Source organism: Nocardia asiatica NBRC 100129 (assembly GCF_000308415.1).
In the GTDB taxonomy this organism is placed as follows: domain Bacteria; phylum Actinomycetota; class Actinomycetes; order Mycobacteriales; family Mycobacteriaceae; genus Nocardia; species Nocardia asiatica.
In genome coordinates, this window is sequence record NZ_BAFS01000467.1 from 22,198 (window position 1) to 48,027 (window position 25,830).

22 protein-coding genes and 2 pseudogenes are annotated in these 25,830 nt (G+C 65.8%); 10 read left to right on the forward strand and 14 right to left on the reverse strand.

All coding sequences use genetic code 11. The features are described from left to right. Nucleotides 1–586 precede the first annotated feature (586 nt). The 3 genes and pseudogenes from ON27_RS36795 to ON27_RS36805 all read right to left on the reverse strand — a co-directional run bounded on the left by ON27_RS36795 (nucleotide 587) and on the right by ON27_RS36805 (nucleotide 3,329). A pseudogene (locus tag ON27_RS36795) lies at nucleotides 587–1,800 on the reverse strand (cytochrome P450 family protein). Nucleotides 1,801–2,200: 400 nt separating this feature from the next. Next, nucleotides 2,201–2,476 (reverse strand): hypothetical protein, encoded by a 276-nt coding sequence (locus tag ON27_RS36800; protein WP_043738274.1) that lies wholly within the window; start codon nucleotides 2,474–2,476, stop codon nucleotides 2,201–2,203. Nucleotides 2,477–2,861: 385 nt separating this feature from the next. After that, nucleotides 2,862–3,329 carry a MarR family winged helix-turn-helix transcriptional regulator gene (locus ON27_RS36805; protein ID WP_051047441.1) on the reverse strand — a complete coding sequence of 156 codons (468 nt, stop codon included), beginning with the start codon at nucleotides 3,327–3,329 and terminating at the stop codon, nucleotides 2,862–2,864. Between the two features lie 114 nt (nucleotides 3,330–3,443). On the opposite strand from ON27_RS36805, the gene ON27_RS36810 reads away from it, so the two are divergent. Then, nucleotides 3,444–4,571, forward strand: a complete 1,128-nt coding sequence (locus ON27_RS36810; RefSeq protein WP_043738280.1) for an NADH:flavin oxidoreductase — start codon at nucleotides 3,444–3,446, stop codon at nucleotides 4,569–4,571. Between the two features lie 89 nt (nucleotides 4,572–4,660). Here the strand turns inward: ON27_RS36810 and ON27_RS36815 are convergent, their stop codons facing one another. Continuing rightward, a complete protein-coding gene (locus ON27_RS36815) occupies nucleotides 4,661–6,514 on the reverse strand; it encodes an outer membrane protein assembly factor BamB family protein (protein ID WP_083888087.1) in 1,854 nt (617 codons plus the stop codon). Nucleotides 6,515–6,903: 389 nt separating this feature from the next. On the opposite strand from ON27_RS36815, the pseudogene ON27_RS45250 reads away from it, so the two are divergent. The 3 genes and pseudogenes from ON27_RS45250 to ON27_RS36825 all read left to right on the forward strand — a co-directional run. Beyond that, a pseudogene (locus ON27_RS45250) lies at nucleotides 6,904–7,086 on the forward strand (TetR/AcrR family transcriptional regulator); the annotation flags it as partial. 6 nt (nucleotides 7,087–7,092) lie between these two features. Further along, nucleotides 7,093–7,527, forward strand: a complete 435-nt coding sequence (locus ON27_RS36820) for a hypothetical protein (protein ID WP_245560539.1) — start codon at nucleotides 7,093–7,095, stop codon at nucleotides 7,525–7,527. 82 nt (nucleotides 7,528–7,609) lie between these two features. After that, on the forward strand, nucleotides 7,610–8,242 hold the full coding sequence (locus ON27_RS36825; RefSeq protein ID WP_043738289.1) for a TetR/AcrR family transcriptional regulator: 633 nt from the start codon (nucleotides 7,610–7,612) through the stop codon (nucleotides 8,240–8,242). Between the two features lie 143 nt (nucleotides 8,243–8,385). Here ON27_RS36825 and ON27_RS36830 read toward each other — a convergent pair whose 3' ends face one another. Both ON27_RS36830 and ON27_RS36835 read right to left on the reverse strand, forming a co-directional pair. Then, nucleotides 8,386–9,543 (reverse strand): PucR family transcriptional regulator, encoded by a 1,158-nt coding sequence (locus ON27_RS36830; protein ID WP_245560538.1) that lies wholly within the window; start codon nucleotides 9,541–9,543, stop codon nucleotides 8,386–8,388. Nucleotides 9,544–9,963: 420 nt separating this feature from the next. After that, complete coding sequence (locus ON27_RS36835; RefSeq protein WP_043738295.1) at nucleotides 9,964–10,626, reverse strand: TetR/AcrR family transcriptional regulator; 663 nt, start codon at nucleotides 10,624–10,626, stop codon at nucleotides 9,964–9,966. Nucleotides 10,627–10,800: 174 nt separating this feature from the next. Here ON27_RS36835 and ON27_RS36840 point away from each other — a divergent pair, with 174 nt between their 5' ends. Further along, the gene (locus tag ON27_RS36840; protein ID WP_043738341.1) at nucleotides 10,801–12,192 is read left to right on the forward strand and encodes an ABC1 kinase family protein; all 1,392 of its coding nucleotides are present in this window, start codon (nucleotides 10,801–10,803) and stop codon (nucleotides 12,190–12,192) included. 89 nt (nucleotides 12,193–12,281) lie between these two features. Here ON27_RS36840 and ON27_RS36845 read toward each other — a convergent pair whose 3' ends face one another. Continuing rightward, nucleotides 12,282–14,537 (reverse strand): SulP family inorganic anion transporter, encoded by a 2,256-nt coding sequence (locus ON27_RS36845; RefSeq protein ID WP_051047443.1) that lies wholly within the window; start codon nucleotides 14,535–14,537, stop codon nucleotides 12,282–12,284. A gap of 554 nt (nucleotides 14,538–15,091) precedes the next feature. Between ON27_RS36845 and ON27_RS36850 the strand changes: the two genes are divergently transcribed. The 3 genes from ON27_RS36850 (at nucleotide 15,092) to ON27_RS43680 (ending at nucleotide 16,287) form a co-directional block, all read left to right on the forward strand. After that, nucleotides 15,092–15,274, forward strand: a complete 183-nt coding sequence (locus ON27_RS36850; protein ID WP_043738347.1) for a hypothetical protein — start codon at nucleotides 15,092–15,094, stop codon at nucleotides 15,272–15,274. Between the two features lie 198 nt (nucleotides 15,275–15,472). Further along, complete coding sequence (locus ON27_RS42215) at nucleotides 15,473–15,919, forward strand: MarR family winged helix-turn-helix transcriptional regulator (RefSeq protein ID WP_157227831.1); 447 nt, start codon at nucleotides 15,473–15,475, stop codon at nucleotides 15,917–15,919. A gap of 77 nt (nucleotides 15,920–15,996) precedes the next feature. After that, nucleotides 15,997–16,287 carry a hypothetical protein gene (locus ON27_RS43680; protein ID WP_157227833.1) on the forward strand — a complete coding sequence of 97 codons (291 nt, stop codon included), beginning with the start codon at nucleotides 15,997–15,999 and terminating at the stop codon, nucleotides 16,285–16,287. Between the two features lie 55 nt (nucleotides 16,288–16,342). On the opposite strand, the gene ON27_RS36860 is transcribed toward ON27_RS43680, so the two are convergent. Both ON27_RS36860 and ON27_RS36865 read right to left on the reverse strand, forming a co-directional pair. Beyond that, nucleotides 16,343–17,032: an SGNH/GDSL hydrolase family protein gene (locus ON27_RS36860; protein ID WP_043738302.1), complete on the reverse strand. Its 690-nt coding sequence runs from the start codon at nucleotides 17,030–17,032 to the stop codon at nucleotides 16,343–16,345. Nucleotides 17,033–17,040: 8 nt separating this feature from the next. Then, complete coding sequence (locus ON27_RS36865; protein WP_043738305.1) at nucleotides 17,041–18,447, reverse strand: MFS transporter; 1,407 nt, start codon at nucleotides 18,445–18,447, stop codon at nucleotides 17,041–17,043. A 131-nt stretch (nucleotides 18,448–18,578) separates the two neighbouring features. On the opposite strand from ON27_RS36865, the gene ON27_RS36870 reads away from it, so the two are divergent. Next, complete coding sequence (locus ON27_RS36870) at nucleotides 18,579–19,022, forward strand: winged helix-turn-helix transcriptional regulator (RefSeq protein WP_043738308.1); 444 nt, start codon at nucleotides 18,579–18,581, stop codon at nucleotides 19,020–19,022. A 72-nt stretch (nucleotides 19,023–19,094) separates the two neighbouring features. Here the strand turns inward: ON27_RS36870 and ON27_RS36875 are convergent, their stop codons facing one another. From ON27_RS36875 to ON27_RS36890, 5 genes are read right to left on the reverse strand one after another with little or no spacing between them, the layout of a single operon-like run. Next, nucleotides 19,095–20,897, reverse strand: coding sequence for a WD40 repeat domain-containing protein (locus ON27_RS36875; protein WP_043738311.1), 1,803 nt, complete (start codon nucleotides 20,895–20,897; stop codon nucleotides 19,095–19,097). Next, complete coding sequence (locus tag ON27_RS36880) at nucleotides 20,807–22,579, reverse strand: caspase, EACC1-associated type (RefSeq protein WP_043738314.1); 1,773 nt, start codon at nucleotides 22,577–22,579, stop codon at nucleotides 20,807–20,809. The genes ON27_RS36875 and ON27_RS36880 overlap by 91 nt, the downstream gene beginning before the upstream one ends. Further along, on the reverse strand, nucleotides 22,576–22,899 hold the full coding sequence (locus ON27_RS36885; protein WP_051047444.1) for an effector-associated constant component EACC1: 324 nt from the start codon (nucleotides 22,897–22,899) through the stop codon (nucleotides 22,576–22,578). The genes ON27_RS36880 and ON27_RS36885 overlap by 4 nt, the downstream gene beginning before the upstream one ends. Further along, entirely contained in the window at nucleotides 22,896–23,066 is a 171-nt protein-coding gene (locus ON27_RS43685) for a hypothetical protein (RefSeq protein ID WP_157227837.1), read from the reverse strand. Before ON27_RS43685 ends, ON27_RS36885 begins: the two co-directional genes overlap by 4 nt. Nucleotides 23,067–23,097: 31 nt before the next feature. Continuing rightward, nucleotides 23,098–24,366, reverse strand: coding sequence for a TMEM143 family protein (locus ON27_RS36890; protein ID WP_051047445.1), 1,269 nt, complete (start codon nucleotides 24,364–24,366; stop codon nucleotides 23,098–23,100). A gap of 277 nt (nucleotides 24,367–24,643) precedes the next feature. On the opposite strand from ON27_RS36890, the gene ON27_RS36895 reads away from it, so the two are divergent. Beyond that, nucleotides 24,644–25,459 (forward strand): NmrA family NAD(P)-binding protein, encoded by an 816-nt coding sequence (locus ON27_RS36895; RefSeq protein WP_043738317.1) that lies wholly within the window; start codon nucleotides 24,644–24,646, stop codon nucleotides 25,457–25,459. Nucleotides 25,460–25,830 lie beyond the last annotated feature (371 nt).

Here is a 25,830-nt window from a genome sequence, read left to right on the forward strand (position 1 = left end):
CAATCCAGCGCTCGCCTGGAGCCTTATGGCGATTCGGTACCAAGGTTGCGCCGTTGACGAAGGAGCCAACCCCGCTGCGCGACGTCGTAGATCACGCTGCAATCGATATGTTCCGGAGGCCGCTGACCGAGCCGCCACCGTTCGGAGATGGCCGACAGGTCCACGGTTACGGATTCTTCCGACACAGCACCGAAGCGCCCGATCAAGCACGGACTTCGATTGATCAAGGTCTCCGCTATCACGATGCCCGGATCGGGTATGTCGACCGATGACGCATCGACCTATTGAGGAAGCTGTTGGTCGCCAGGTCCACCACCAGGACCGTGTCGCCGGCCGAGCCCGACAACACGTCGGCCAGTTCGACGGCCTGCGCTGCGGTCGCATCGACTATCCACTAATCACCGGCAGCGCGTACGGCGAAACTCAATGGAAATGGTGCCCGCTCCAGCCCGACGCCGTTCACGACAAACGCGCTGTACGGCCCAACCTCGACCACCATCACCTCCTCGACACCTCGACGGAACGGCGTCACCCGGCCTTCGCCGACATCCCGAAGCACCTGGAGAATTCACCGCCGAACGGCTCCCTACACAAGGTTCAGCGGCGGCGACGCCGGAAAGACGACCGGCAGTGCCGCCAGGGCCCGATGGAACGGTCCCGGGCGCCAGACGAGTTCTTCGACCGGCACCGCCAGCTCCATTTCCGGGAGTGCGTCGAGCAGAAGGTCGATCGCGGCCTCGACCACCACGTACGCCGGCGACCGAGCCGGGCAGGCGTGCGGTCCGATACTCCAGGCCAGGTGGGATCGGTTACCCGCGAAGTCACCACCCCGAATGGCCGGATCGTTGTTGCACGCGGCCAGACTGATCAGCACCGGCTGATTGGCCGGCAGCCACGTATCGTCCACGAGGGTCGGCTGACGCGGATAGGTGGTGCAGAAGTTCGCGAGCGGAGGATCGTTGAACAGCACCTCGTCCAGCGCATCTCGGGTGGCCAGGCTACCGCCGAGCATGCTCCCTCCGAATCGTTCATCGGTCATCAGCAACAGCAGCGTGTTGACGATGAGGTTCTGTTGCGGTTCCACGCCGGCGCCGTAGATGGTGCTCAGGTTGAACAGCGCTTCCTCATCGTCGAGTTCCGCCGAATGGTGAACCAGCCGCGAGGCGACATCGTCGCCCGGATCGGCTCGCTTCTCGATGATGAGCTCCAACAACGCCTCGGCGAGATGTTTCATCCCCCATTCCGCGTCGAGACCTTCGAAAAGCGCTGCCACCCCGGCCGCCACCCGCTGCCCCAACTCCGGGGTGCATCCGACCAAACGGTTGAGCACTTCGAAAACCAGCGGGAACGCATACTGAGTGACGAGATCGGCCTCCCCGATCCGCAGAACGAGTTGATGAGTGGGACGGCGATATGTTCCACATCATGGCGCAACTGGTGCAGATCTATTCCGTCGAGTGCGTACACATGAGCCCGCCGATAGCGCTGGTGCAGTTCACCACTGCTGCGCAGCACGGTGGGGTTCCACTCCATCATCGGCCGTACCGGCGAATCAGCCGGGATGCTGTTCTGCCAGTTGCGTGGGTCCGCGGGAAAGCGCTCGGGATCATTGAGAATTCGAAGGGCGGCAGAGTAGCCGATCACCAACGTGGCCGGCACTCCCGGCGCCAGCTCGATGGGAACCAGGTCACCGTAGCGCTCCCGCATGGCGGCATAGGCACGATGCGGATCGTTCGCGAATTCCTCCGAATAGATACTGAAGCGCGATCCCACTCTTCCGGTGGGCTCGCCGTGGATCATCGGGCACCTGCGGACGAACGCTGCTGCGGCAACACCGGGATGTAGTGCACGGTCAAAGACGAGATATCCGGGTTCGATGAGGCAGATCGTTGTTCTGCTGGTGGGGACGAAGGTGCAGGGATAGGCGGCGTCGCCGTCGGCATCCGGCAGTCCATGCCCGCCGACGAATAGCCGCACTTCACCGAACTCATGACCGGCCACTCCCTGCTTCCGGGCTACGCCTACGCCGACGAATTCACCTACGGCCTCGACCTGATCCTCGACGGCCTCGCAAGCCGCCACATCGAGTAGTCACCTGAGGATCACTGAACCGGAATCACGGGCTCACACTGCCGATCAATGCGGCCCCGCCGCGTGTGGCGGGGCCGCACTCCGGCGCGGTGTTCATGAGCCGGATCTACTAGTCGTTCAGCCTGGAGTGGGGCCGGTGGGGGCCGCCGGGGGTGAGGTTGGTCTGACCGCCAGGGGTGAGGTTGGTCTGACCGCCGGGCGTCAGATTGGTCTGCGGACCGCACACCAGATTGGGCCAGCGACAGGTTGGAAGGTTGGGATCCTGAGAGGCTTGGGCGACGCCGGCGGTCACCAGGCCCACGCCCAGCAGGGCAGGTGCCGCGGCGATCGCCACGGCGCGTGCGAACCGGTGGGCGCGGCGGGTCGAGCGCTGGTTGGTCGTCATGTGAGGTGCTCCTTCGTTTCGTGTGACGGGGCGGTCCCGCTGTCGTGGTGACGCGTCAAGCCTCATCGACGCCGGACCAGGCGGAAAGGGCACCCAGGGTGCGCGGCAATCCACCCTCGACGTGGTTCGGTTCCACCAAGGTGGCTCCGGTTCCGGTCACGCCGACGGTTCAATGCCATCGACAACTCGCGATAGTTGAAAAGCGACAAACAACCCCCGCCGGCGGTTCCCAACATCGTCTCCGACGAGTGGACGACACACCACGGCCCGTGGTCGAGGCCGAGGAACTCGCGGGTTCCGAGCCGGTGGAGCGCATTGTGGTCGCTCGTCGCCGCGCACGGTGGTGTGCTGCGCGGTGCAGGCGGGGGACCGGTGTCGTTGCCGCCTAGCGACCGGCGACCGGCGCAGGTGAGTCCGCTCTGGTGCCGGGCCGGGCGACGAAAACTCGTTCCAGCAATACGTACAGACAATTCCGGTCGTCGTCGCTGAGGCTGTCCAAACCGTCTCGGGTGGCGCGCATTTTCGCCCGGATCGTATCGATTACCCGCTCGCCCTCGGGCGTGATGACGAGATTGGTGACGCGCCGGTCGGATGTGCTGGCTTCCCGGCGCACGAGGCCACGCTTCTCCAGCCGGTTGATGATCCCGGTGACGTTGGAGGCGTCGCAGGCCATGGTCTCGGCCAGCGCGCGCATCGCGACGGGCCCTCGGCGTAGCACGGTCAGCGTCTTGCCCTGGCTCGCCGTGAGGTTCTCACTCGCCGCCGCGGCTGTGAAGTCGCCGTAGTAGCTGCCGAGCGCCACCGAGAGCAGCTCCATGAGCTGGGCCGTGTCGACACGGGGAGCTTCTGCCATGAGAACCACCCTATCCGCAGAAACTTGACCATCTCAAATATTTATGTCTATCGTCTGCGCATTACTTGAAGTTCTCAACCATCTACAGTCTCGACTAACGATGAGAGGTATCCAGTGAGCGTCACCGCGTCCGAGGCGTCCCGCACGGCCGAGATCCTGTCACGGCCCGTCACCCTGAACGGCCTGACCGTCCCGAACCGCATCGTGATGGCGCCGATGACGCGCATGTTCTCCCCTGGCGGCATTCCCGGTGACGACGTGCGCTCGTACTACGCCCGCCGCGCCGCCGCCGGTGTGGGCCTGATCGTCACCGAGGGCACCTACGTCGGCCACGAGTCCGCCGGGCAGAGTGATCGAGTGCCACGGTTCCACGGTGCAGAGCAGTTGGCGGGATGGGCGAAGGTCGCCGAGGACGTACACGCGGCGGGCGGCACGATCGTGCCGCAGCTGTGGCATATCGGCATGGTGCGCAACCACGGCGACGCCCCCTACCCTGACGCGCCCGCCGTCGGCCCCTCCGGTATTCGCCTCGACGGCACCGAGGGCATCGGTAAGGCGATGACCCAGGGTGACCTGGACGACGTGATCGGCGCCTTCGCCGAAGCCGCGGCGGACGCCGAGCGTATCGGCTTCGACGGCGTCGAACTGCACGGTGCGCACGGCTACCTCCTCGACCAGTTCCTGTGGGCGCGGACGAACCGCCGTGACGATGTCTACGGCGGTGATCCCGTGGCCCGCACGAGGTTCGCGGCCGAGGTCGTGGCCGCGGTTCGTGCGGCTGTCTCGCCCGGCTTCCCGGTGATCTTCCGTTACTCGCAGTGGAAGCAGGAGGCCTACCATGCGCGGCTCGCGGAGACTCCGCAGGAGCTGGAGGCGATCCTCACTCCGCTCGCCGCGGCCGGTGTGGACGTCTTCCACGCTTCCACCCGTCGCTACTGGCGCCCGGAATTCGACGGTTCGGACCTGAACCTCGCGGGCTGGACCAAGAAGCTCACCGGCAAGCCCACCATCACCGTCGGCTCGGTCGGCCTCGACGGCGACTTCCTCCGTGCGTTCACGGGCGAGGGCGCCGAACTCGGCAGCCTCGACAACCTCCTCGATCGCCTGGAGCGCGACGAATTCGACATGGTCGCCGTCGGTCGCGCCCTGCTCCAGGACCCGGAGTGGGCGTCCAAGGTCCTGGCGGGGCGAATCGACGAGCTGAAGCCGTACGACGCGGCGGCCTTGCAGACGCTGAGCTAGGTGTATTCGATGGCTGCCCAGGACGCCGTCACCAGCTGACACAGCCATCGGTAGCAGCAGCGGCTGGTGGCAATCGTCGGGTGGGATGTTCAGCGGGCCGGGATGAGCAGGTGACAGCTGTTACCGGAGGCCAATATTCCCCAAGGGGCGATCGAGAGGTGAGCGACGATGAATGGCGGTGGGTCCGGCTGGGTGATGAGCGTCGTTCCGACCGGAATATCGATCAGTGGGCGATCTCCCGCCGCGGTGGGATCGGCTCCGGCCAGTACGGTGGAGCGACCGTCGGCGAGGTCGTAGGCGATGATCCAGTTTCGATCCGCGGTACCGACAGTGACGAGTAGCGCGTTGCCACTGATCCAGGCAGGCCCGGACGTCCCCGATGTGCCGGAGATCTGAAGCGGCGCAGGCATCGGCGCTGTCCACAGGTCGCGCCCGTCCGGCCCGGTCAAACGGGCGGTGTTGCCGGTGACCGTCAACTGATAGCCGCGTGCCAGCGGATATGCGCGCGGTGCGCCGGGCCCGGTGTCGTCGCCGAGGTTCTGGGTACCGAGTGGTTGGCCGGTGCGTGCGTCCAGAATGTCGAGATTGCGGGTTTTGGTACCGGACCCCGCACCGCTTCGCAGGACCGTAGCGACAGGGTCGGTCGGATCGTCGGGGACGTTCGGAAGGGTCAGTTGTTCGTTGGGAACCGACGTGCGGGTCCACAGCAATTGCCCCGATTCGGGGTCCAGCGCACCGACGATCCTCGGCTCGTAGACGTCGGCGGCATTCGATGTCGCGCAGCCGAACTGCACCGCGCCGGCCCGGACGGTCCACACGAGCTTTCCGAAAACAACTCGGTCGGGTGCGCATCCGAGGGCCTGGGCGTGGACTGTCCACATCGGCTCCCCGGTACGAGGGTTGTTGCGCGTCAATCGGTCTGGGCTGGGCTGGCTCGAGTCGGGATATTCCGACCAGCCCAGCTGCCGGTCCGGCACCTTTCCGATGTCGCGGCTCCACAGTTCCCGCCCGGTGTCGGCGGCGTAAGCGTGCACTCGGCTCTCAGCGCAGGAATCGTTGGCACAGTACGCATTCCTCCACCGGACCACGAGGACACGCCCCCCGTCGGCGGTGCTCACCTCGGGCTGGAGCGCTGGACGGCGGACGTACCAGCGAGTTGCGCCGGTACCCGGTTCGACGCCGGTCAACCGGCCGACGTGCGTGGTGTACAGACCGTAGGCGGTCACGCCGATGCTGTCGGGACCGCCGAAGTGGCGGGCGAGGGTGATCCTGGTGAGATCCAGGACCGGGGCCGTCGACGTGGGCGCAGGCAGCTCGGCGGCGGCGGCCGCGGCGCCGACCACTCCGGCGGGTTTCGCGCTGACGACGGCGACCACGGCGCACACCAGTGCCCCCGCCGCCGCGAACGCTACCGTGCCGACCGCATGGGCAACGCTGGATCGCTCGGCGTCGTGCACTTCCTCGCGAACGGCCGTCGGCAGAGTGACGACGGTCGTCAGACCAGCCACACCGATCAGTATTCCGGCGACCAGCCACAGCAGTAGCAATCCATATCTGGGCGACGATGGCAACTCGTCGAACGGAATATATCCGCTGCTGTCCAGTACGCCCCACACGGCCAGCAGCACCGTGATCGCCGCCGCCCATACGACGACGCCGACGATCGCCGCGGCCGCCAAATTCTGCCCGCGGCGTCCGCGCGTGCTTCGCCCCGCACGCCACAGCTGCCAACCGCCGATCGCCACCGCGATCACGATGATCAGGAATATCGTTGCATCGCTGCGAAACCGGGGGCCGTCCCACACGTGCCGGGTGTCCACGAAACCTTGGATCGTGGTCGGACCATCCGTGACCTGGGCCTCGGCGACGAGCCACCCCAAGGCTGCGAGCAACAACAGGCCGTCGCGCGCTCGCGCTGCCAGCCATAGAGTCCTGGACCGCATCTCACTCTCCGTTGCCGCTTCTGCGTCCTGTCATCATGCCAAGACCCCAGCAGCGGGAGGCGTCGAAGACTCGACAGCGTAGAAGCCTACGCAGTGGCGCCTTCCTCGACCTCAGCCTGCCCGTACTCCGCCGGGGTTTGTCGTCTTCTTCACCGCGCATTCGTACCCGGGCCGCGCAGGCTCGAGTTGCACGAGGACGGATGCCGATTCGAACGGCTCGCAGTCCGGAAGCGAGGAAGTGCATTGCGGCTCGCTCGGCGGGGAGCGTTCGCGCAACTGGTAGCGGCTGTGCGGGTCGGTGCGGTAAACGTTCCGGGCCGCGGCTGCTGGTACAGGCCGTAGGGTTGACGACGACAAAGGTTCCCAACGACAGCGGACAGGAGGAGATCATGCCGCCGTACAGTGGGCCCCGTCGTCCGACACAGGAACGTACGAAGGCGACGCGTGAGCATATCCTCGACAGTGCCGCTCGCCTGTTCGGAGAACGCGGGATCGCCGACACTTCGACCAAGCGGATCGCCGCCGAGGCCGGAGTGAGCGTCGGCACTGTCTACCGGTACTTCACCGATCGCACGGTCATGGTGGACAAGCTGATCGAGCGCCTGCTGGAAAGTGCCGAAGAACGCTTCACCGATCGTGTGTTCGGTCTCGCGGAGCAAACCACCGCAGTGCTGGTGAGGTCGATCTTGGAGGTCATCACCGATGAGTTGGTGGCGAACGCGGAGTTGATACGTGCGCTCTCGGTCGGGGTCTCGTTCTATGACACCGGCATTCCCGAGCTCGAACTCCGTCTACGCCTGTTCGCCAAGGTGCTGGTCATCCAGCTGCTGGGCCCAGGCGACGACCACAAGTACGACATCATGAGCATAGTGTTGGTCAACACCGGGATCGCGGCAGCGCTCCGCGCGGCGGTGCTCGAGATCGACGACCAGCAACGTAGCCGGGCACTCGCCGTCACCGCGCGTGCGGTCGCGGCGTGGATCGAATTCGAACGTACGCAGGACTCGGCATGAGGCAGGTCGAACGCGAAACAGTCGGTGCACCGACGAGTCGCGCTGTACCCGGCCTCTCGAGTCGGCATACCGGAGCGGGTACGTGACCTCGCCGAAGAAGGCGACTCGTGGCCCTATACAGGAACGCGCGAAGGTCACCAGGGAGCACATTCTCGATACTGCCGCTCGCCTGTTCGGAGAACGCGGGATCGCCGACACTTCGACCAACCGGATCGCTGCCGAGGCCGGGGTGAGCGTCAATACCGTCTACCGACACTTCACCGACCGCGCGGCAATGGTGAACGAACTGCTGGAAAGGCTGCTCGAGAATATCGAGCAGCACCTCATCCGCAGTGTGTCCGATTCCACCGGCAGAACCGTTCTGGAACTGACCGTCAACATTCTCGAGGCGATCACCGACGAACTGGTAACCAAAGCCCCACTGGTGCGGGCGCTCGCGGGAGGGCTGGCCTACTACAACAGCGCGCTCCCGCACTTCGAACCACGCCTGCGCGCGCTGCTGAAAGTTCTACTGATCCGGGTGCTCGGCCCTGGAGATGAAAATGGCCACGACGCGATGGCATTCGCTCTGATCAACGTCGGTTTCGCGGCGGCGGTCCGCGCCGCGCTACTCGACGCCGACACCGGCGAGCGCCAGGAAGTCATCGTCATGACCGCCCGCCTGATCGCGGCGGGAGCCGAAGCCGAAATCAAGGCATCGACAAGCGGCGGATGACCACCCATAACTGCCGGTCACCGGAGTGGGTAACTGGCCGCGCGGCTGCTCATGGGTCATATTCAGCGACTCGCACCGCGCAAACCTGCTCACCACAAGAGGCGAGTGCCCGTGCCCGAATGATCGAGATTCGTAATGGCAGCTCACACGACGTCGGCCTGCGCGTCGGGTTGGCTGCGTTTGCTGAACGTGCGGGCGATGAGGGCCGAACGTAGCTGCCACACACCCGCCGTGGTAGTGGGATCGAGTTCGGTGAGCTGGCTGATGCGCTTGAGCCGATAGTCGACGGTGTTGGTGTGGATCTGCAATGAGCGGGCGGTGCGTTGGCGATTCAGGTTGTTGCTGATATAGCTCCGCAAAGTTCGAAGCAGATCGGGGTGATCGTCGAGGGGGTCCAGCAGCGACCCGAGAGTTTCGCGCCCCGGCCCCGGCCGGGTCAGCTGGTATTCCAGCGCCATATCGGCGAAACGGTACAGAGCGGGGGCACACCGCAGCCGCCGCACCATGTCGAGCAGTTCGTGAGCGCGGTCGGCCGCACCGGGTACCCCAGTGGCCGACGCGGTGACAACGGCCGCTGTCACCGGTACGCGCGCCGCCGCCGAGAGCTGGACGAGCAGTTCGTCGAGGCTCTCGTCGCTCAGGGTCGCAGTCGGGATCAGGATCGTTCCGCCGTCCACACTGAGCAGCGCGAGTGCGTGCTCACCGCAGCGGGTAGCGAGTTCGGCCTGCAGGCGACGCAATTTGCGGCGGGCGACGACCCTGCCGTCGAGCATCGGATGCTGCTCATCCGGATGTTTCGGAACATCTACCGCCAGTACCGAATACTCCTCGGCGATGCCTACTCCGTCTGCGCGGACCATTGCGGCGGTGGTGTATCCCCCCAGCAGCGCGGAGGTCAGAGTGTGGACCGCGGTGTGGTGCTCACTGACCGCCGCCTTGTGCTCACGGACATAGGCGCGGGCGACCGTCGTGCTCATGATGTCGAGCATTTCCACGACCAGTTTCACGCCGTCCACCAGGGTGGCGTGATCTTCCATTTGCACATTCGAGAAGATGAGATCCATACCGAGCTTCAATCCTGCATGGATGGAATGCAGGACCGTGTCGATCGGCACGCCTTCCCGGGCCCACTCAGTTGCCGCATCGGCCAGCCGGCCGGTTTGCGCCGGAATATCCTTCCCGTCCAGCATGCCGGCGGACAATTCGAGGCAGGTTCGGGTGACGTCGTCACCGGGCAGCATGGCGCAGGTCACCACGTTGTCGATAGAGCGCCCGACCTCCTGCCGAGACACCCTCTGCATGCCTGCTGTGGGTATCGGCATCCGATTGCCCGAGACGGTCGATCCACCTCGAAGTGCCCCGTTGGCTGTCATCGTCGACTCCCTTCCGCCTGGTTGCTGCGGTTCTACCGGCCGATGGCGCGGTCGGCAGCCGCGCCAGGCGGCCCAACTGCCACGGCGAACGCGTTCGACCTGTGGCCCTTCATCGGTCGGGGTCCAACGATAGGAGGATCGCGAACTCACCTTCCACTCTTCTTTGCCCAACCCCTCGATTCCGGCGAATCACGGCGGCAACATGCGGCGGAGAACCCTTCGTCACGACGGTCATGGGAATTGTCGGGCGCTCATGGGAGACGGTTGCTCATCTTTTGCGGCGCTCACAGCGAAGAGCCGACGTCGGCCTACTAGCAGGACGCGCCGACACAGTTCTGGCGGCGGGGCTCAGGGTAGTGACGTCCGTTGCGCAGCTCGTACTTCAGCCTCTAGCCATGCGCCGATCATCTGAGCGGTCATCGCGATAGCCTCGCGGCGTTCGTGATCGGCGACTTCTCGGGCTGTTGTGCGCAGCACCGCCGCGGAGCTGATATCGATCAGCACGTATGCCATCACGTCATACTTGTGATCGTCTCCCCGACCGAGGAGCTGGATCAACAGCGCCTTGACCAGCGGGCGCAGGCGCGGTTCGAACTCGGTAATGCCGCTGCCTCGGGATCGAACTCCGTCGCCCAGCGCGCGCAGCAGATATGCGTTCTCGACCAATTCCTCGGTGAACAACTCCAGCATCTCGGTGAGCACCTTCGGAACCGAAGGGAGCAGCTGGGCAGGTGGGCGCTGCGACAAGTCGGACACCCAGTGTGTGAAGCGCCGCTCCGCGTTCACGAGAAGGCGCTCGAGCAGCTCATCGACGATCGCGGTCCGATCGGGGAAATAGCGATAGACCGTGCCGATGCTCAACCCGGCCTCGGCCGCGATCCGGTTCGTCGAGGTACCAGCGATTCCGAGGTGATCGAACAACCGCGCCGCGGTGTCGAGTATCCGCTCCCTCGTTTCCTTCGCGCGCTGCTGGGTCGGGCGACGACGCTGTCGAGGGGGCTGCTGCGGCATTGCACGTCCCTGTCTCGTGTAAAAACTGAGCTCTGCTCACTTCGACTTCTACTGTCGAATATCGCTGGCACTTGTTGTAAGTTGCTAGACCGTCGAATCGGCGGCCGGCGCTGCGGCAACGGCCGACACCACCGGCGCGCGACATAGGTCATGGGCTGGCCCACGGAGGTGCTGATGGCGGGCGGTCAGCTGCCCAGAGGTCGACTGGTACGAGGCAGTCGGCTGGGCCGACTGGTCGCGGGGCAGGCTGCGCGTGGAGTCGGGACTCGGTTGTCCATGATCGGTCGGCCCGACGAAGCCCGGCGGATCCTCGCTGAGCGGTCCACGCTGCAAGCTGCGCAGCAAATGGTCACAGTGCTCGGCGGTATGAAGGGCGCGGCGATGAAACTGGGCCAGATGCTGTCGGTTCTCGATGTCGACCTCGTCCCCGATTCCCACCGTGAACTCTTCAGAGTGAAGCTCGCCGAACTTCGAGATCGCGCACCGGAAGTTCCGTTGAGGGTGATGCGGAAGGTCATCGAGAGTGATCTCGGCCCGATGTCGCGAGTGTTCGCCGATTTCGAGGAGACACCGGTGGCCGCTGCCTCGATCGGCCAGGTATACCGGGCGAGGTTGCATGACGGGCGCACGGTCGCGGTGAAGGTGAAATACCCCGGTGTGGACGCGGCCGTCCAGGCGGACATGCGTAACTTGCAGTTGTTCGCCAAGCTGTGGAGATCCGTGCTGCCGAGCGCGGCCGACGCCGCCGTGCTGGACGAGATCGCGCGCAACATCGGCGGCGAACTGGATTATCTGCGCGAAGCGCGGACCCAGCACGCAGTCGCGTCGCGCTTTCGTGAACATCCTTTCATCACCGTCCCCGACAGTGTCGGCGAACACTGCACGCACCACGTTCTCGTGACAGAGTTCGTCGAAGGGAAATCCTTCCAGGAGATTCAGGCTCTGCCCGCGGCCGACCGAGATCGGATCGGCGAACTGATCTACCGCTTCTACATCGGTTCCCTGTTCTCCGACTACGAGTTCTGCGGTGACCCGCATCCCGGCAACATTCTTCTGGACGGGGGCGGTCGCCTCGCCTTCGTGGATTTCGGGCTCTATTACCGGATGAATCCTGTGGACGCCGAGTTCGAGCGTGCGTCCCTGCTGGCCGCCGGGGAGCAGCGGGCCGAGGATCTGTATCAAGCGTGGGTCGGCCGCGGCATCATCGACCCGGACGCCAGCGTCACACCACAGGAGTGCCTGGAATACGTTTGGGCCGCCTCGGGTTGGCATCTGCTCGACGAGGAGATCACGATCACCCCGGAACTCGCCACCGCTGCGGTGGTGCTCGCCATCGACCCGAGGGCGGACGAATTCCGGGGTATGCGGCATCAGCTGCTTCCGGCTGAGCACGTGTTCTCCAGGCGGGCGGAGTTGTTCACCTTCGCTGCGCTCGGTCAGCTCGAAACGACCAACAATTGGCATCGACTGGCCCGTGAGTGGCTCTACGGCGAGCCTCCGGCAACCGATATCGGGCGGGCAACGGCACGGTGGCGATCCGGGCGACTGTCGGGACCACCTCCGTAGTGTCGGGCTCGCCCTCGCGGCGGCGTGCGCCGGGATTCGGCGGTCGACGTGTGGTCCGGAGGGCATCGCCACCACCATGGGGTGTGAGTTCATCCGATAAGTCGGCGAACTCGCGCCCGACCGGTCACGATGACCGGTTCGGCGGCCTGGTCTGCGAATTCGCTGATGCCCTGGGTGGTGACCTCGTGTACGCATGCGGTGGAAATGTCGAAGAACAGGCCCGATACCGTCAGGCCGCGGGTGGCGGCGGCCTGACGGATCACCGGGTGGCGTCGCAAGGTCTCGAGCTGAACGGCGACGTTGACCATGCTCAGCTGGGCGGTTTCGTCATACCCTGCGGCCGCCGCAACGGCCCGCACCGGGTGCCCGGCACGGTAGGCGTCCAGGCTCGGGCGGGCATGGGCGAGCCAGGTGTCCAGTCCCGGTCCGGTGGAGATGCCGGTCAGCAGGGCCTTCATCGCGCCGCAGGAGGAATGGCCGCACACCACCACGTTGCGCACAGTCAGATGGTCCACCGCGAAGGACAGGGCTGCCTCGATCGAGGCGTCCGATCCGTCGGCGGGGTGCAGATTGCCGACGTTGCGGATGGTGAAGAGGTCACCAGGACCGCTGTTGGTGATCACATTGGGCACGATGCGCGAGTCGGCACAGGTGAGGAACAGCGAGTGCGGATCTTGCCGGTCACGCAGCTGGTCCAGGTGCGGCCGTATGACGTGGGCGTGGCTGCGATGGTAGGCGACCACGCCCGCTGCGACCGCGTCGCCGCTGCGCTCGCGCCACGGGCCGAGTACCTCGTCGAGCATCCCGCGTGCCCGGCCGCGCCGGGGTGGTCCGCTCGTGGCATGCTCCATGCGGGCGGTACCGATCTCCACGAATCCCACATTCCCACCGGCACTTTCGTGCTGGCGTGCCCAATCGTGGATGGCCTCGTAGCCGGCGTGGTCGAGGAAGTCGACGGCCAGCTCGACCAGTACGTCGGTACCGGCCGGCACCGTGGCCAGCTTTTTGGTCAGCTTCGGCAATGCCAGGAATGTGCACGTGCCCTCGACGCGGACGATCCAGCGGTCGGTGCCCTCCACCGGTGTGGCCTGTACCGATACCTTCACCACTCGCCACAGCAGCATCGCGAACGCCATAGCCAGGCCGATCAGCACGCCCTCGAGCAGGTTCAGGAACACCACACCGATCATGGTCACCGCGTATACCGCCAGGTCGCCGGTGCGATGGGCGAGTTGGATGTGAGCCAGCTTCACCAGCTGAATGCCCACCACGACGAGCAACCCGGCCAATGCCGACTTCGGGACCTGCTGCACGACGCCGACGAGCGCGATAGAGAACACGAGGATCCAGATGCCGTGCAGAACCGCGGAGGCCTGGGTGCGCGCACCGGCGGCCACGTTGGTGGAGCTGCGCACGATCACGCCCGTGACCGGAAGTCCACCGAGCATGCCGGAGGCCATGTTGGCCGTGCCCTGAGCCATCAGCTCGCGGTCGAAATCGGTGCGCTTGCCGGTGTGCAGCTTGTCCACGGCCACCGCCGACAGCAGACTCTCCACACTGGCGATCAAGGCGATCGTCAGCACCGCCAGCACTACTCCGCCCCAGTTGCCGCTGGGTAGGGCGGGCAGGCCGATGGCGTCGAACAGCGAGCTGTCGATCTTGATACGATCCGGATCACCAGGCAGCACCAGCGACAGCGCCGTACCCACCAGCACCGCGACCAGCGGGCCTGGGATCAGGCGAGCCTTTTCGGGCACCCGGCGCCAGGCGACGATGATGCCGATGACGATCACGCCGATGACGAAGTCGTCACTGTGCGCGTTCAGCAGCTGGCCGGGGAGTTCGGTGATGTTCTCGGAGGCCGAGCTGCGCGACGCCCCGCCCAGCAGCACGTGCACCTGCTGCAGCGCGATGGTGACACCGATACCGGCGAGCATTGCATGTACGACGACCGGCGCTATCGCCAGCGCGGCACGCGCGATCCGGCTGAAGCCGAACACGATCTGCAGCAGTCCCGCCGCAGCGGTGATGAAACAGGTTGTCGTCCAGCCGAACTGGTGGATGGTCTCGGCGACGACCACGGTGAGGCCGGCCGCGGGCCCGCTGACCTGTAGCGGGCTTCCTCCGAGGAACCCGACCACGATGCCGCCCACAGCGGCCGCGATCAGGCCGGCGGCAACAGGGGCATCCGAGGCGATGGCAATGCCCAACGACAACGGCAGGGCGACAAGAAACACCACGACCGAGGCGGGCAGATCACGACGGGAAATCGATGAAAGCCCTTCGGACCAGGGACTTCCCTGCGGGGCGGCCGATGTGGAGGGCGCATCGGTGTCGGTGGACATAATTCTCCTTCACCAGGCCTACGGGCCGGTGCGGTCGGTCGAACATGTTCTCCAGGCATCGAAAGCAACTGCGGGACGATGGTGCCGAGACATCAGCGTCCGGCAGCCTCTGAGGCATGCGGAGTTTCCAAGGTCAAAGTACCGGCAATAGTGCAGCAAAAATCCGACCAAAAGAATCTTTGTGAACGCCACCATCTCGAACTGCACCGCTTTCCTCGGCGTCACAACGAGGCACCGACAAAAATGTCGTCCAAAGAAAAAACTTTATGTGACGGCGGGTGCCGGAAACCGCCGGATGTCCTGCAGGTCCTTCGTGTGGCGTGTCGGGCGCTCACGACGAAATGCCACAAGCGGTGGGCAGAACAATCATGTGAATTCGGGTCACAGTCAGCGGTGGATGCCGCTGATACTGTGACGATCTACGACGGATACGGGAATAGTTGATCCAGAAATCCGAATTCCGGACAATGACATGCCACGGCCCCCTGGTTCGTGTTTTGATCGGTCCGTCCCGAACCCGGGAATTCCCTATGAATACGACTGAGGATGACTGTATGAACTCGAGAATTATCCGCCCGCTCGCCGTCGTCGCATTCGCGCTGTCCGCAACCGCCCTCGGCGTCGGCACGGCCTCGGCGGATGCTTCCGCGGCCACCCCGGTCACGGGCTCGGTGGAATTGTGTATTCCCATCCCCCTCGGCTCGGCCGAGAACACCTTCTGTCTGCCTATCGGATAGCTCGAGTGGCACGCGGCGGTGACGACATGGCTCGAGGTGAGCGCAACGGCGCGTTTGCAGACGAGCCGTCACCGCCGCGCGGCAAGCTCGGCCCTGAGGCGGCCCAGCCACCCTCGTCGATCGCCAAGCCCTGGCAGGCGCTGTCGCGGGCCGAATCACACCCATGGATCGCTGCCGAACCGGTGAGTAGGAGTTATGGTGGCCGCTGATACCGCGGACGTCACAGCACTGGCCGCCACGGCGACGCGCCTGCGCATTGCGTTGACCGTAATCCTGCGCCGCATTCGGAGGGATCCGAATGAGTGTCAATTGTCCGCGACGCAGTGGGCGGTCCTGGGGCGCCTGCATCGATGCGGAGCCATGGCCGCTGTCGATCTGGCTCGCCTGGAGATGTTGCGGCCGCAGACGATGCGCAACGTCGTCGACGGTTTGCGAGATCAGGGCTTGATCGTCGGCGTACGCGACCCGATCGACGGACGACGCGTGAACCTGATGCTCACCGACGACGGCTTGGCCTGGGTGTGCGGGCAACAGGGGTCAGTGAACAACGCTCTCGCGCGATTTCTTGCGGAGCGCTTGCCGTCCGACGAGCTGAAGAAGGTGCACGAAGCGCTGGATCTGCTGGAAAAGATCGCCTACGGGTGATCCACTCACTCCGGTCACGCATTCGGCGGCGAGCGCACAGCCGACAGGTGCGCTGCACCGCTCACCAGCGTCTCGGCATGAAGTCGACGAAGCGAAAGCAAGACATGGACGATATCCGACGAACTGAAGCAGACGGATTGTCTGCGACCTGGCGGCTGTTTCAGGACCAACTGATCTCTATCGTCGCCGTCCATGACGCATCCGGCGCCACAACGATCGCATCCTTCGGCCCCGACGACTTTCCGGATCTCGCTCGAGCACGAGAACTCCTTCCGGAACTCGACAAGTTGTGGGACGCCGTACGTCACGATCTCTGGACCAAAATCATCGCTCCGCAACCTCGGTGTCGACAATGGCGATGGATGTGAAACCGACGCTGCGCCCACTGTCGCGTTCGCGTCCGCGCGGTGAGCCAGAGCGCTGTCACCCGACGGAGCCGCCACGTCTGCCCAGGCGCGCCGCGAGCGCCTCGATGAGCAAGCTCGCGATGATCGCCTGTCCGGTGGTGGCGAAGTGAATCCGATCTGCGCTGAGCAGGTTGGGCCGGTCGTTGAGTGGGTGATCCCAGCAGTCGGCGACCGCCGCGTCGTACTCGGCCGCCAGTGTGCGCGTGATGCCGTTGAGGCGGGCGACGCGGTCGCTGAAGTCGGGGAACGCCGGGATCACGAAGGCGCGGCCGAGTGTGAAGACGGTCAACTGAGCGCCTGTCGCGCAGGCCCACTCGTACATCGCGCGCAGGTCGTCCTCGATCCGGTTCCAGTCGGGTTCGCGTCGCATGATGTCGTTCGCGCCGCTGTTGAGGTGCAGCAGGTCCGGGCCGAAGTCCTCGATCCGCTGGGCCTGCTCCTCGAGTGCCTGCGCGGTGGTCGCGCCGACCCTCGCCGTGTTGAGGTAGAGAAGGTCGGGACGGACCTGCCGTAGCGCGCGTCGCACCCGAGCCGACCATCCCAGGTCGTCGTAACCGGGCGTGGCGTCGCCGACGCCGAGCGAGAGGCTGTCACCGAAGACGCCGAATCGTCGCCACGGGGCGCCCGCGAGGATGCTCGCGGCCTCGTCCGGAGAGAGAACGTGGGGGTCCGTGGCTTCCGTGAGCAAATGTGGCTGTGTCGTCATTGTTTTTCTCACTTGTCCTCGATATCTCGACTGTTGTGTTGCCGGATCCCGAGCGCGGTCGTCGCGCTGACGAGCGCCAGCGCGGTGACGAGAATCCAGCCGTGCCGAAAGACGTCACCGGTGTATAGGGCGGCCTGGCTGCCCAGGATCGCCACGAGCCCGGCGACTCCCAGGGCGTAGCCCGCTTGGCGGGCGGTGTTGACGACTGCACTGCCCGTGGCGGCATCCGACGGGGCGAGGTGGGCGGTGGCAGCGCCGATGAGCGTGGGCATGGCGATTCCGATGCCGACGCCGGTGATGACCCAACCGGGCAGGACATCGGTGGCGTAGTGCCCTGCGTCCCGGGCGGCCAGCAGCAGCGAGCCGAGTCCGAAGATCGCGAGGCCGACCGAGACGACGAATCTGGGCTGCACGCTTCCGGCCCAGCGCTGGGTAAGGGTAGCGAACAGCGGCACGGTCAACGGTCCGGGGAGAATGGCCAGACCGGCCTGCAGGGGGCTGTAGTCGGCGACCGTCTGCATCCACAATGACACGCTGAGGAACAGGGCGCCGAAGGCGCTGGTGAACAGCAGGGTCGTGAGGTTGGCGACGCTGAAGCTGGCTACCTGGAACAGGCGCGGTGCCATGACCGGCGCCGGATGCGTCCGGACGCGATAGGCGAGCAGCGCCACGGCGACTGTGGTGACCGCGGCGGCCAGCAGCATCGGCGCCGAGCCCCATCCCCACTCCTCGGCCTTCACCAAACCCAGTGACAGCGCGCCGATCGCGACCGCGACCGCGAGCGCGCCCACCGGGTCGGGAATCCGCGTGCCCGCCGACCGCCGGCCCTCGGGGAGCAGACGGGCGGCCACCACGAGCGCGACGAGGCCGATGGGCACATTGAGCAGGAACGCCCACCGCCACGAGGTCTCGGCCAGCAGGCCTCCGATGACCGGCCCGAGCGCGCCCGCGAACGAGGAAGTGGTGGCCCAGATCTTCACGGCACCGGTGCGACGCGCCTCGGGTAGGACGCTGAGAATCAGTCCGAGGCTCGCCGGCGTCAGCACCGCCGCGCCGGCCGCCTGGGCGACCCGGAAGGCGATCAGGAATTCCAACGTGGGCGCGGCCGCGCATCCGAGGCTGGCGATGGTGAACATCGCCAGTCCGATCTGGAATCCCTGTTTGCGGCCGTATCGGTCGGACAGGGCACCTGCCGGGATCAGACACGCGGCGTACACGACGATGTAGGCGTTGAGGACCCAACTCAGTCCGGCCAAGGAGGATCCGGCATAAGTCCGGCCGATCGATTCGAACGCCACGTTCACGATGAACAGGTCCAGCATCGTCATGAACGCGGCCACGCACAGCAGCGCGGTCGTCTTGGTGGCGGCCTCGGCGGAGACCTCTCCGAGCGGGGTCGTCAGCCGGGTGCTCATCGGCGGCCCCATCGCTCGATGGCGGTGACGTTGGCGGACACACGTTCCTCCAAGTGGGTTGGAATTTCAAACTGAAGACATGGTGGCCCAGTCGGTTTGAAAACGCAACTCACTGAGGGGATGATGTGGATATGCCGACAGCACCCGCGCAGAACACCCCCAGGGACTGCACGATCGCCGACGCACTGGAGGTCGTCGGCGATCGGTGGAGCCTGCTCGTCGTGCGGGAGCTCTTCTACGCGCAGCGGCGCTTCACCGAGATCGCACGCAACACCGGAGCCCCGCGCGACATCCTCACCACGAGACTGCGGAAACTGGTCGAGCACGGCGTGATCGCCCGCGAGCAGTACAGCGACCGCCCGCCACGCTACGAATACCGGCTCACCGAGACGGGCCGCGCGCTTTCACCGGTGCTTCTCACCCTCAAACGATGGGGACACGAGTACGTCAGGAAGAGCGAGGACCCCGTACGGTTCGACCACACATGCGGCCACGAGTTCGTCGCAGAGGTGCACTGCACGGCATGCGGAGACGCACTCGGCCCCGGACAGTTGACCCTGGAGCCCGAGCGGTAGACGCACGCGGCCGATCTGCGCGCGACGTCCCACACCTCGCGTCGGCGGCTTCGAACTGTTCAGTCGCAGGTATCACGGTATGGCTGGTTGACCACGAACGTGTTCCAGGCTTCGCGATCCATCCCTCCACCTGCCAGCTGACAGGCGAGATAAGCCGGGTTGTCGAGCAGACCGACAAGGCGGCTGAGATCCCAGCGCTGGAAGGGTGCTGTCCGCGCCGATGGTGTACAGCGTCCGGCTGTCCGCGCTGAACGCGAGGCGGGTGATTTCACCGTCGTGAGCTTGGATCGAGCCACCCAGCCGGAGCGGCCCGTTGTCGCTGACGAACCACGCCGAGAGCGTGCCGTCGAATCCGGCAGTCATCGCGATCCGGCCAGCGGGGTCGAAGCCGATCGCTGAGACGGGAGAGACGTGTGCGGGCACCGGCAGGCTGCGCCGGTGCGCGTAGCGCCGGTATTCATCGTCGCGTAGCGGTTCCCACAGTGTCAGTGTTCCATCTATTCCTCCGACGGCCAGGGTTCGACCCGCCGGATCGAACGCCACAACCGACCCTTCGGAACCAGGACCGGGCAGTTCATAGGCGCCGCTGCCCGCGATAGGGCCGACCCCGTCCGCGGGCCACAACTCGATCTGGCCCCCGATGGGACTTTCGCCCACCAGGTCTGTCGCTTTGATGCGCGCCATCGCGCGTGCTGGCAGGCTCACAGCGATCGGCCGATGGTAGTACGGCCAAGGGTTGCCCATCGTCACGGCGAGTTCGGCTGTGCTGATGTCCCATTCCACGACGTACTCGGGGTCGGACACCAGCAGCCGGGCGCCGTCGGTCGTGAACGTCAGGCCGGTGATCGTTCGGAGGGTTCCGCCGCGTGGTGTCGCCAGGCGCGACGGATGCCGCGGGTCCGCGACATTCCAGACCTCGATGACCGCTCGGTCGGGTTGTCGGCCTCCGCCGATGGCCAGCAGTGTGCCGCGTTCGTCGGCTGCGAGCGCGGTAACTCCGCCCTCGGCGCCGGTGTGCAATGTCGCGAGCGGTTCTCCGGTGGTGGTCCACAGGAGAACCTGATTCGCAGGTCCGTTCGTCGCTACCCAGGGCCCGGCCGAAGCCAATGCCTTGCCGGACGCTCCCACAGCCGACTCGGCCTGTCGCGCCACCGCCCATTGCAGTGGTCGCATCGTCCACAGTGTCGAGCGCTGCCACGTTTCTCGGACTACCAGCCGCTGTCCATCCGGAGCGAACAGCAGGTCCCCGACTTCACCTCCGGCAGGAGTGGTCCCGGTTCGCTTCGGTACCGTTCCTGTTACGTCCCAGAGCTCGACAGCGCCATTACCGGCGTGCACAGCCAAGATCGAATTGTCAGGACTGAAGGCCGCAGCGGATGCTTTCACAAGAGGATCACCGAGCGGCGCCGGGCGCACAGGATCGGATATGTCCCACGGTTGGCAGCCCCCTGTCGCGCATATCGCCGCCAGCCGGCCATCAGCGCTGATGTCAATGCCGGTGACCTGGTTCGGATCGAGAACGTCGTTGTACGGACGCTGCAGCGAGAGCGGGATCGTGGTCGACATCTGTAGCGGCCCGACCGTCGGGACCTGGAACACCCGCGGCGGATCGTTGCCTACCCCGACCAGCAGCAGGCGGTCGTCGGAGCGCAGGGCCAGGTGTTGCACAGGCGCGTCGACCGGCACCGGATCGCCGAGCCGCCGCGGACTGGTGAGGTCACTGAGATCCCAGTAGCTCAGCGTCCCCTTCCCCGTCCCTGTCACCAGGCGCGAACCGTCCGAACTCAGTGCCACCGCCTCGGTCTGTTCGTCCCCGCCGAACTCCGGACCGATCGGTCTGCCGTGTCTGGGGTCGGTGAGATCCCAGATCCGCAACCTGCCGTGCGTATCCGCGGTGACGAGAACGCGGCCATCTGCTCGGCCCGCCGACTGATCGCTGTCCGGAGGCCGCCCTCGGCGTCGTATCCGGCCACGGTCAGCGTCTTTCCGCTGCGGCGGCTCCACGTCAGCATCAGCGCGTAGGACAGCAGGGGCAGGGCGCCCGCGGGGTTCAGCTCGGTGTCGTTGGCGCGCAATTCGCGCAACACGACACCGACCAGCTCGGGCAGCACGACCAAACCCTCGACCTCGGCGGGCTTTTCGATCGCCTCGGTCAGCTCCGCGTCGGTCATCGGTACCACCAGGCTGGTGCTCGTACGGAGAGCCGTGACCAGCTCTGGATACTCGAGGCAGTGACTGTAGAAGTCGGCGCGCAACACGAGGACGACCACCGCGTTGCCGCCTGCGCCTTCTCCCGCGGCCGCCGAGCACAGCGCGACGATGAAGTCCCGTCGTTCGCCTTCCTCCGAGGTGGTGAAGAGCTCTTCGAACTGATCGACGACCAACATGGTGCGACTGTCGTGGCCTCGGCTGGTTCGTGCCGCGGCCACCAGATCGGCGGCGCTGGGTTGCTCAGTGCTGCCGTCGAGCCCCAGCGCTGCGGCCAACTGCGCCAACGGCCGCTCATCCGGTGTGAACAGCCGCACCCGCCAGCCGCTCGATCCGGGCAGCACCCCCTTCCCGAGCCTCGGTACGACGCCGGCGCGCAGCAGAGACGACTTTCCGGAGCCGGAGGGACCGAGCACGACCAGCGGGCCGCCCTCGCCGACTTTTCGGCCGATGGACTCGACTACCTCGTCGATCGCATCCGAGCGTCCGAAGAAGAAGCGTGCGTCGCCGGATTCGTACGGCTCCAATCCGCGATAGGGACAGCTTGTGCCGTCCTCCCCCACCACAGGCGGCGGCTGGTCGTCGCCCTTTCCGGCGCCGGTCGGAAAACCGGCGTTCGGTGCGAGGATGAACTGAGCCGACGAGTCGCTGGCGAACTGGCGCGGACGCGGATATCCGCGCTGCGGCAGCCGCCGGTCGAGGCATTCGTAGATGTCGGCCAGGCTCAACCATGGACGACGCGTCGGATCTCCGGTCTCGAGCAGCCGTAACAGTTCTCCGGTGAATCCCGTGTACGTGTCGCCGGGCTTCGCCAAGGCGGCCTCACTGCGCGCCGCCGCGGACATCACGTAGGTGCCGCGCACCGCGATAGCGATGAATGGATCAGCGGCGGTCGCGCTGGGGGCTCCGCTCGCTCGCCCAGCGAAGCAGCAATCCAGTACGATCACCGTCGTGGGAGCTTTCGACCTGCTCACCTGATCGCGCACAGTCGCGTAGGACAGTGCGCGATAGGTCAGTTCGTCGACCAGGCTGATGGTGCTCGCGGTCGCGAGGTACAGTTCTCGATCCGGACCGATCAGACCGTGCCCGGTGAAGTAGACGAACAGCACGCTGGTGGCCAATCTGGCGGCCTCGGTGACAGCCGAGCCGAATTCCGCAGGGTCGGCGGGATCGTGCAGGACGCGTACCGCGTCCGGATTCACCCCGCACCGATCGACAAGCGCGGCTGCCAACGCGTTCACCGTCCTCGGTATCGCGGGAATCGAGGACAATTCGGTTCCCGAGTGGCGCCCGGTCCCCACCAGCAGGACACGGGCGCCCTCAGCCGCAAGTCCGCGCGGGTCGATCATCGGCCGGAGTCGCGACCAGGATCCAATCGCGTTGCCAAGTCGCTGGAAAGCCGCATCAGCTGTTCTGGCGGCAGCCCTCGCAGATTGCGGGCTTCCACTTCCAGCGTGGTTCCGTCCGCGCCGGTCATCTTCACCACCAGCGATGCGGGTCGCGTGCGTATCCAAGCGACCACCGCGGTGACCAATGCGCCGGCCAGAGCTGCGGCACCACCTTGGCCCAACGCGACGATCAGCACCTCCTCCACCGCACCGAGTTCACCTTCACCGAGCGGGGCCGCCTGCCGTCGAACCGCACCGCGCAGCTCGTCGACATCGATCATTCCTCTTCCAGAGAGCGCAGTTCATCAATGTCGTCCGACGTCACCGCGATGATCAGTTCCATACCATCCTCGACATTTTCAGCCGCCCGCGATCCATCGTGATCATCATCCATCGAATTCGGGGGAAGCAGAGGCAGTTCAGTGATATCGCCGGACTGCAGCGGCACTCGCTGCGGGACGATTCCTGGAAGACTCACCTCAGCCGGAGACGACCCCGATTCGGCGCGCAGTCGCGGTGTCGCCTGTTTCGGACTGGATACGAAACAGGTTGTCCCAGTGACTGTCCAGCCGCTGTTTCGCCTCGGTCAGCGGTACCGCCTCCAGCGCGCCGTGCTCGTCCTCGACGAGAATTTCCCACTCTCGGAGCCTGCGAAGCCCGTCGCGGACCCGGAAGTCGAAGGTTGTCCCCCACTGCCGTCGGAACCACTCCTCGATCTGCTGATCGAGTTCCGCTGCGGTGAGCGGCCGGTCGGCGGTGCGCAGGAAGTGATAGGCGAGGACGGCCTCCTTCGCCTCCGATTCCTCGGCCGCGCCGAGCAGATGGTGGAACACTCCCGCGTCGTTGTCGAGATTGCGGAAGTAGAGGTGTTCCGACAGCGTCTTCATCAACTTGATCTTGCGGTTCTTGAACTTGGAGAACTGGCGCACCAGGTAACCGCCGAAGGCCGCAACTCCGGCGCCGAGGGTGAGCAACGTGGCCTGATCCAACCGCACGGATTCCTCGCGCAGCCCGAGCCAGAAGGCCAGCAAGAGCACCAGCGGCCCCAGCGAAGCCACCAGCTTCGTGACGACCACGATGATCCCCGAGACCACCGCCGGCACCCCGATCAGCAGTTTGTCCAGTGGCCGCATCCGGACCCGAACGCGCGGGTACAGCATCTCGAGGTCGTTCCTCGGGACGTTCCCGAACAGCTTCAGCAGCACACCGCCGTTGGGCCGATCCGCGACCGCCTCGGGACGCTCGGTGAACGCGATATAGACGAGAACCTTGCCGTAGCTGGTGAATTCGACGCTGCGCCGCCGTAGACCGAACAGCCACCTGACTTGTTCCGTGCGCTGTGACACCCCGCGCCGGAAGAACATCGCGGTGTCGATGTCCTCCTCGTCGAGCTCCAACCGCACTTTCACCAGTGAGTGCTCGGCGAACGCGCGCTCGATCTCGGCGGCATCGATGCGCGTGAAATCCGCCGCCTCGGCCAGCGCGACCAGCTCGGCTTCTACGCGCGTCCGTGCCGCCGCCCGGTCCTCGGGAGTAGCGACACGGATGGCTCGTTCATCCTCCGCGGGATCGACCAGATGATAGGCGTCGAGCACCGCCTCCCCACGCGCGTGGAACTCGTGATGCACCCCCGCCGCCAGCAGCCGCGCGAACTCGGTGAACGATTCACGTTCCGGGTCGGGAAGCTCGTCGGCGCACAGAGAGATCACCGCGCTCGTACGGAATGGCAGGAAGTGTTCGGCATCCATCGGCAACTCCTCTCGACGGACCGGACCGTCGGTCACAACCCTATGGGGCGGGCGCGGAGGCCGGACGCAGGCGCATGGCGTGGCATGCCGATCTACGCCCGTGGACGAACTGGCGTCGATGTGGATTCGGAAGATGTCCGCATCGGCGAAGTTCGGCGTCGCGATCCTGGCATAGGCGCACGGTCGGCCTACCGGTTGCGGGCAGAGGTGGCACAGTGCGATGCAGGTAGCTGCAACGCACGCGCGAAACCGGCCCGGTGCTGGCAGGATCGGCGCAATGATCCTTGTGACAGGAGCGACCGGCAATGTCGGCGCGGAAGTTGTGCAGGCCCTCGCCGCCTCCGGAGAGCCGGTACGCGCGCTGATGCGCGATTCCGGGAATGCCGTTGTGCCTCCAGGGGTGGAAGCGGTGGCGGGTGATCTGACGTCACCCGAGACCCTGAATTTCGACGGGGTGCGTGCGTTGTTCCTGCTCCCCGGTTATCCGGGGGTCGCGCAGGCAGCCGCGAAGGCGGGCGTCGAACACATCGTGCAGCTGTCCGGTGTTTCCGCGGGTACCGGCGACACTTCCAATGCGATCACCCGGTACATGATGGCCTCCGAGCAGGAAGTCACCGAATACGCCGCGGCTTGGACCATTCTGCGGCCCTGCGCCTTTGCCTCCAATGCCCTGCGCTGGCTGCCCCAACTGCGCGACGGAGATGTGATCCGCGCTTCGTTCCCCCAGGTGCGCACGGCCGCTCTGGATCCGCAGGACATCGGCGCGGTAGCCGCCGCCGTGCTGCGCGCAAATAGTCATCACGGCGAAATCCTCTGGCCCACAGGGCCGGAGCCCCTAACACCCGCTGAGCAGGTCGCGATTCTGGCCGGGGTGATCGGCCGCGACCTCACCTGTCAGGGCCTCAGCGACGAGGAGGCGCGGGCCGAGATGCTTCGAACCACTCCCCTCGAGTACGTGGACGCCTTCTTCGACTTCTACGTCAACGGGGCCATCGACGAATCCATTGTCCGCCCGACAGTGCAAGAGGTCGTCGGCCGCGCGCCGCGCACGTTCGAACAGTGGGTCACGGCCCACGCGGACGCCTTCCGCTGATCATCGTCATCACCTCCGTGCGTAGCAGAGCACCGCGCATTCGCCGCCGGGCGGAGAAATCAGAACTTGTGCTCGCCGGCCACTTCGGATGCGATTGCACGCAGGACAGACGGTTCGACAACGGGTAGAGCTGGAAGCGGGACCTCCCACCTCGCAATTGACCAGGCCGGCGCCAGAGAGCGTTTGCTCCGTCTGCGTACTGACTCTGCGATCGAGACTGCCGGGATGCCGATCACCGATTGCGCCCCCGCAATGCCGCTGCGATCGAGGCTTCGGCGCGGTCGGGATCCGTGGCCACCACTGCGGCCAGCCGAGTGAGCACTACTGCTTGCTGCTGCTGGTCGGTGATCGCGCCATGTCCAATGGCGGGG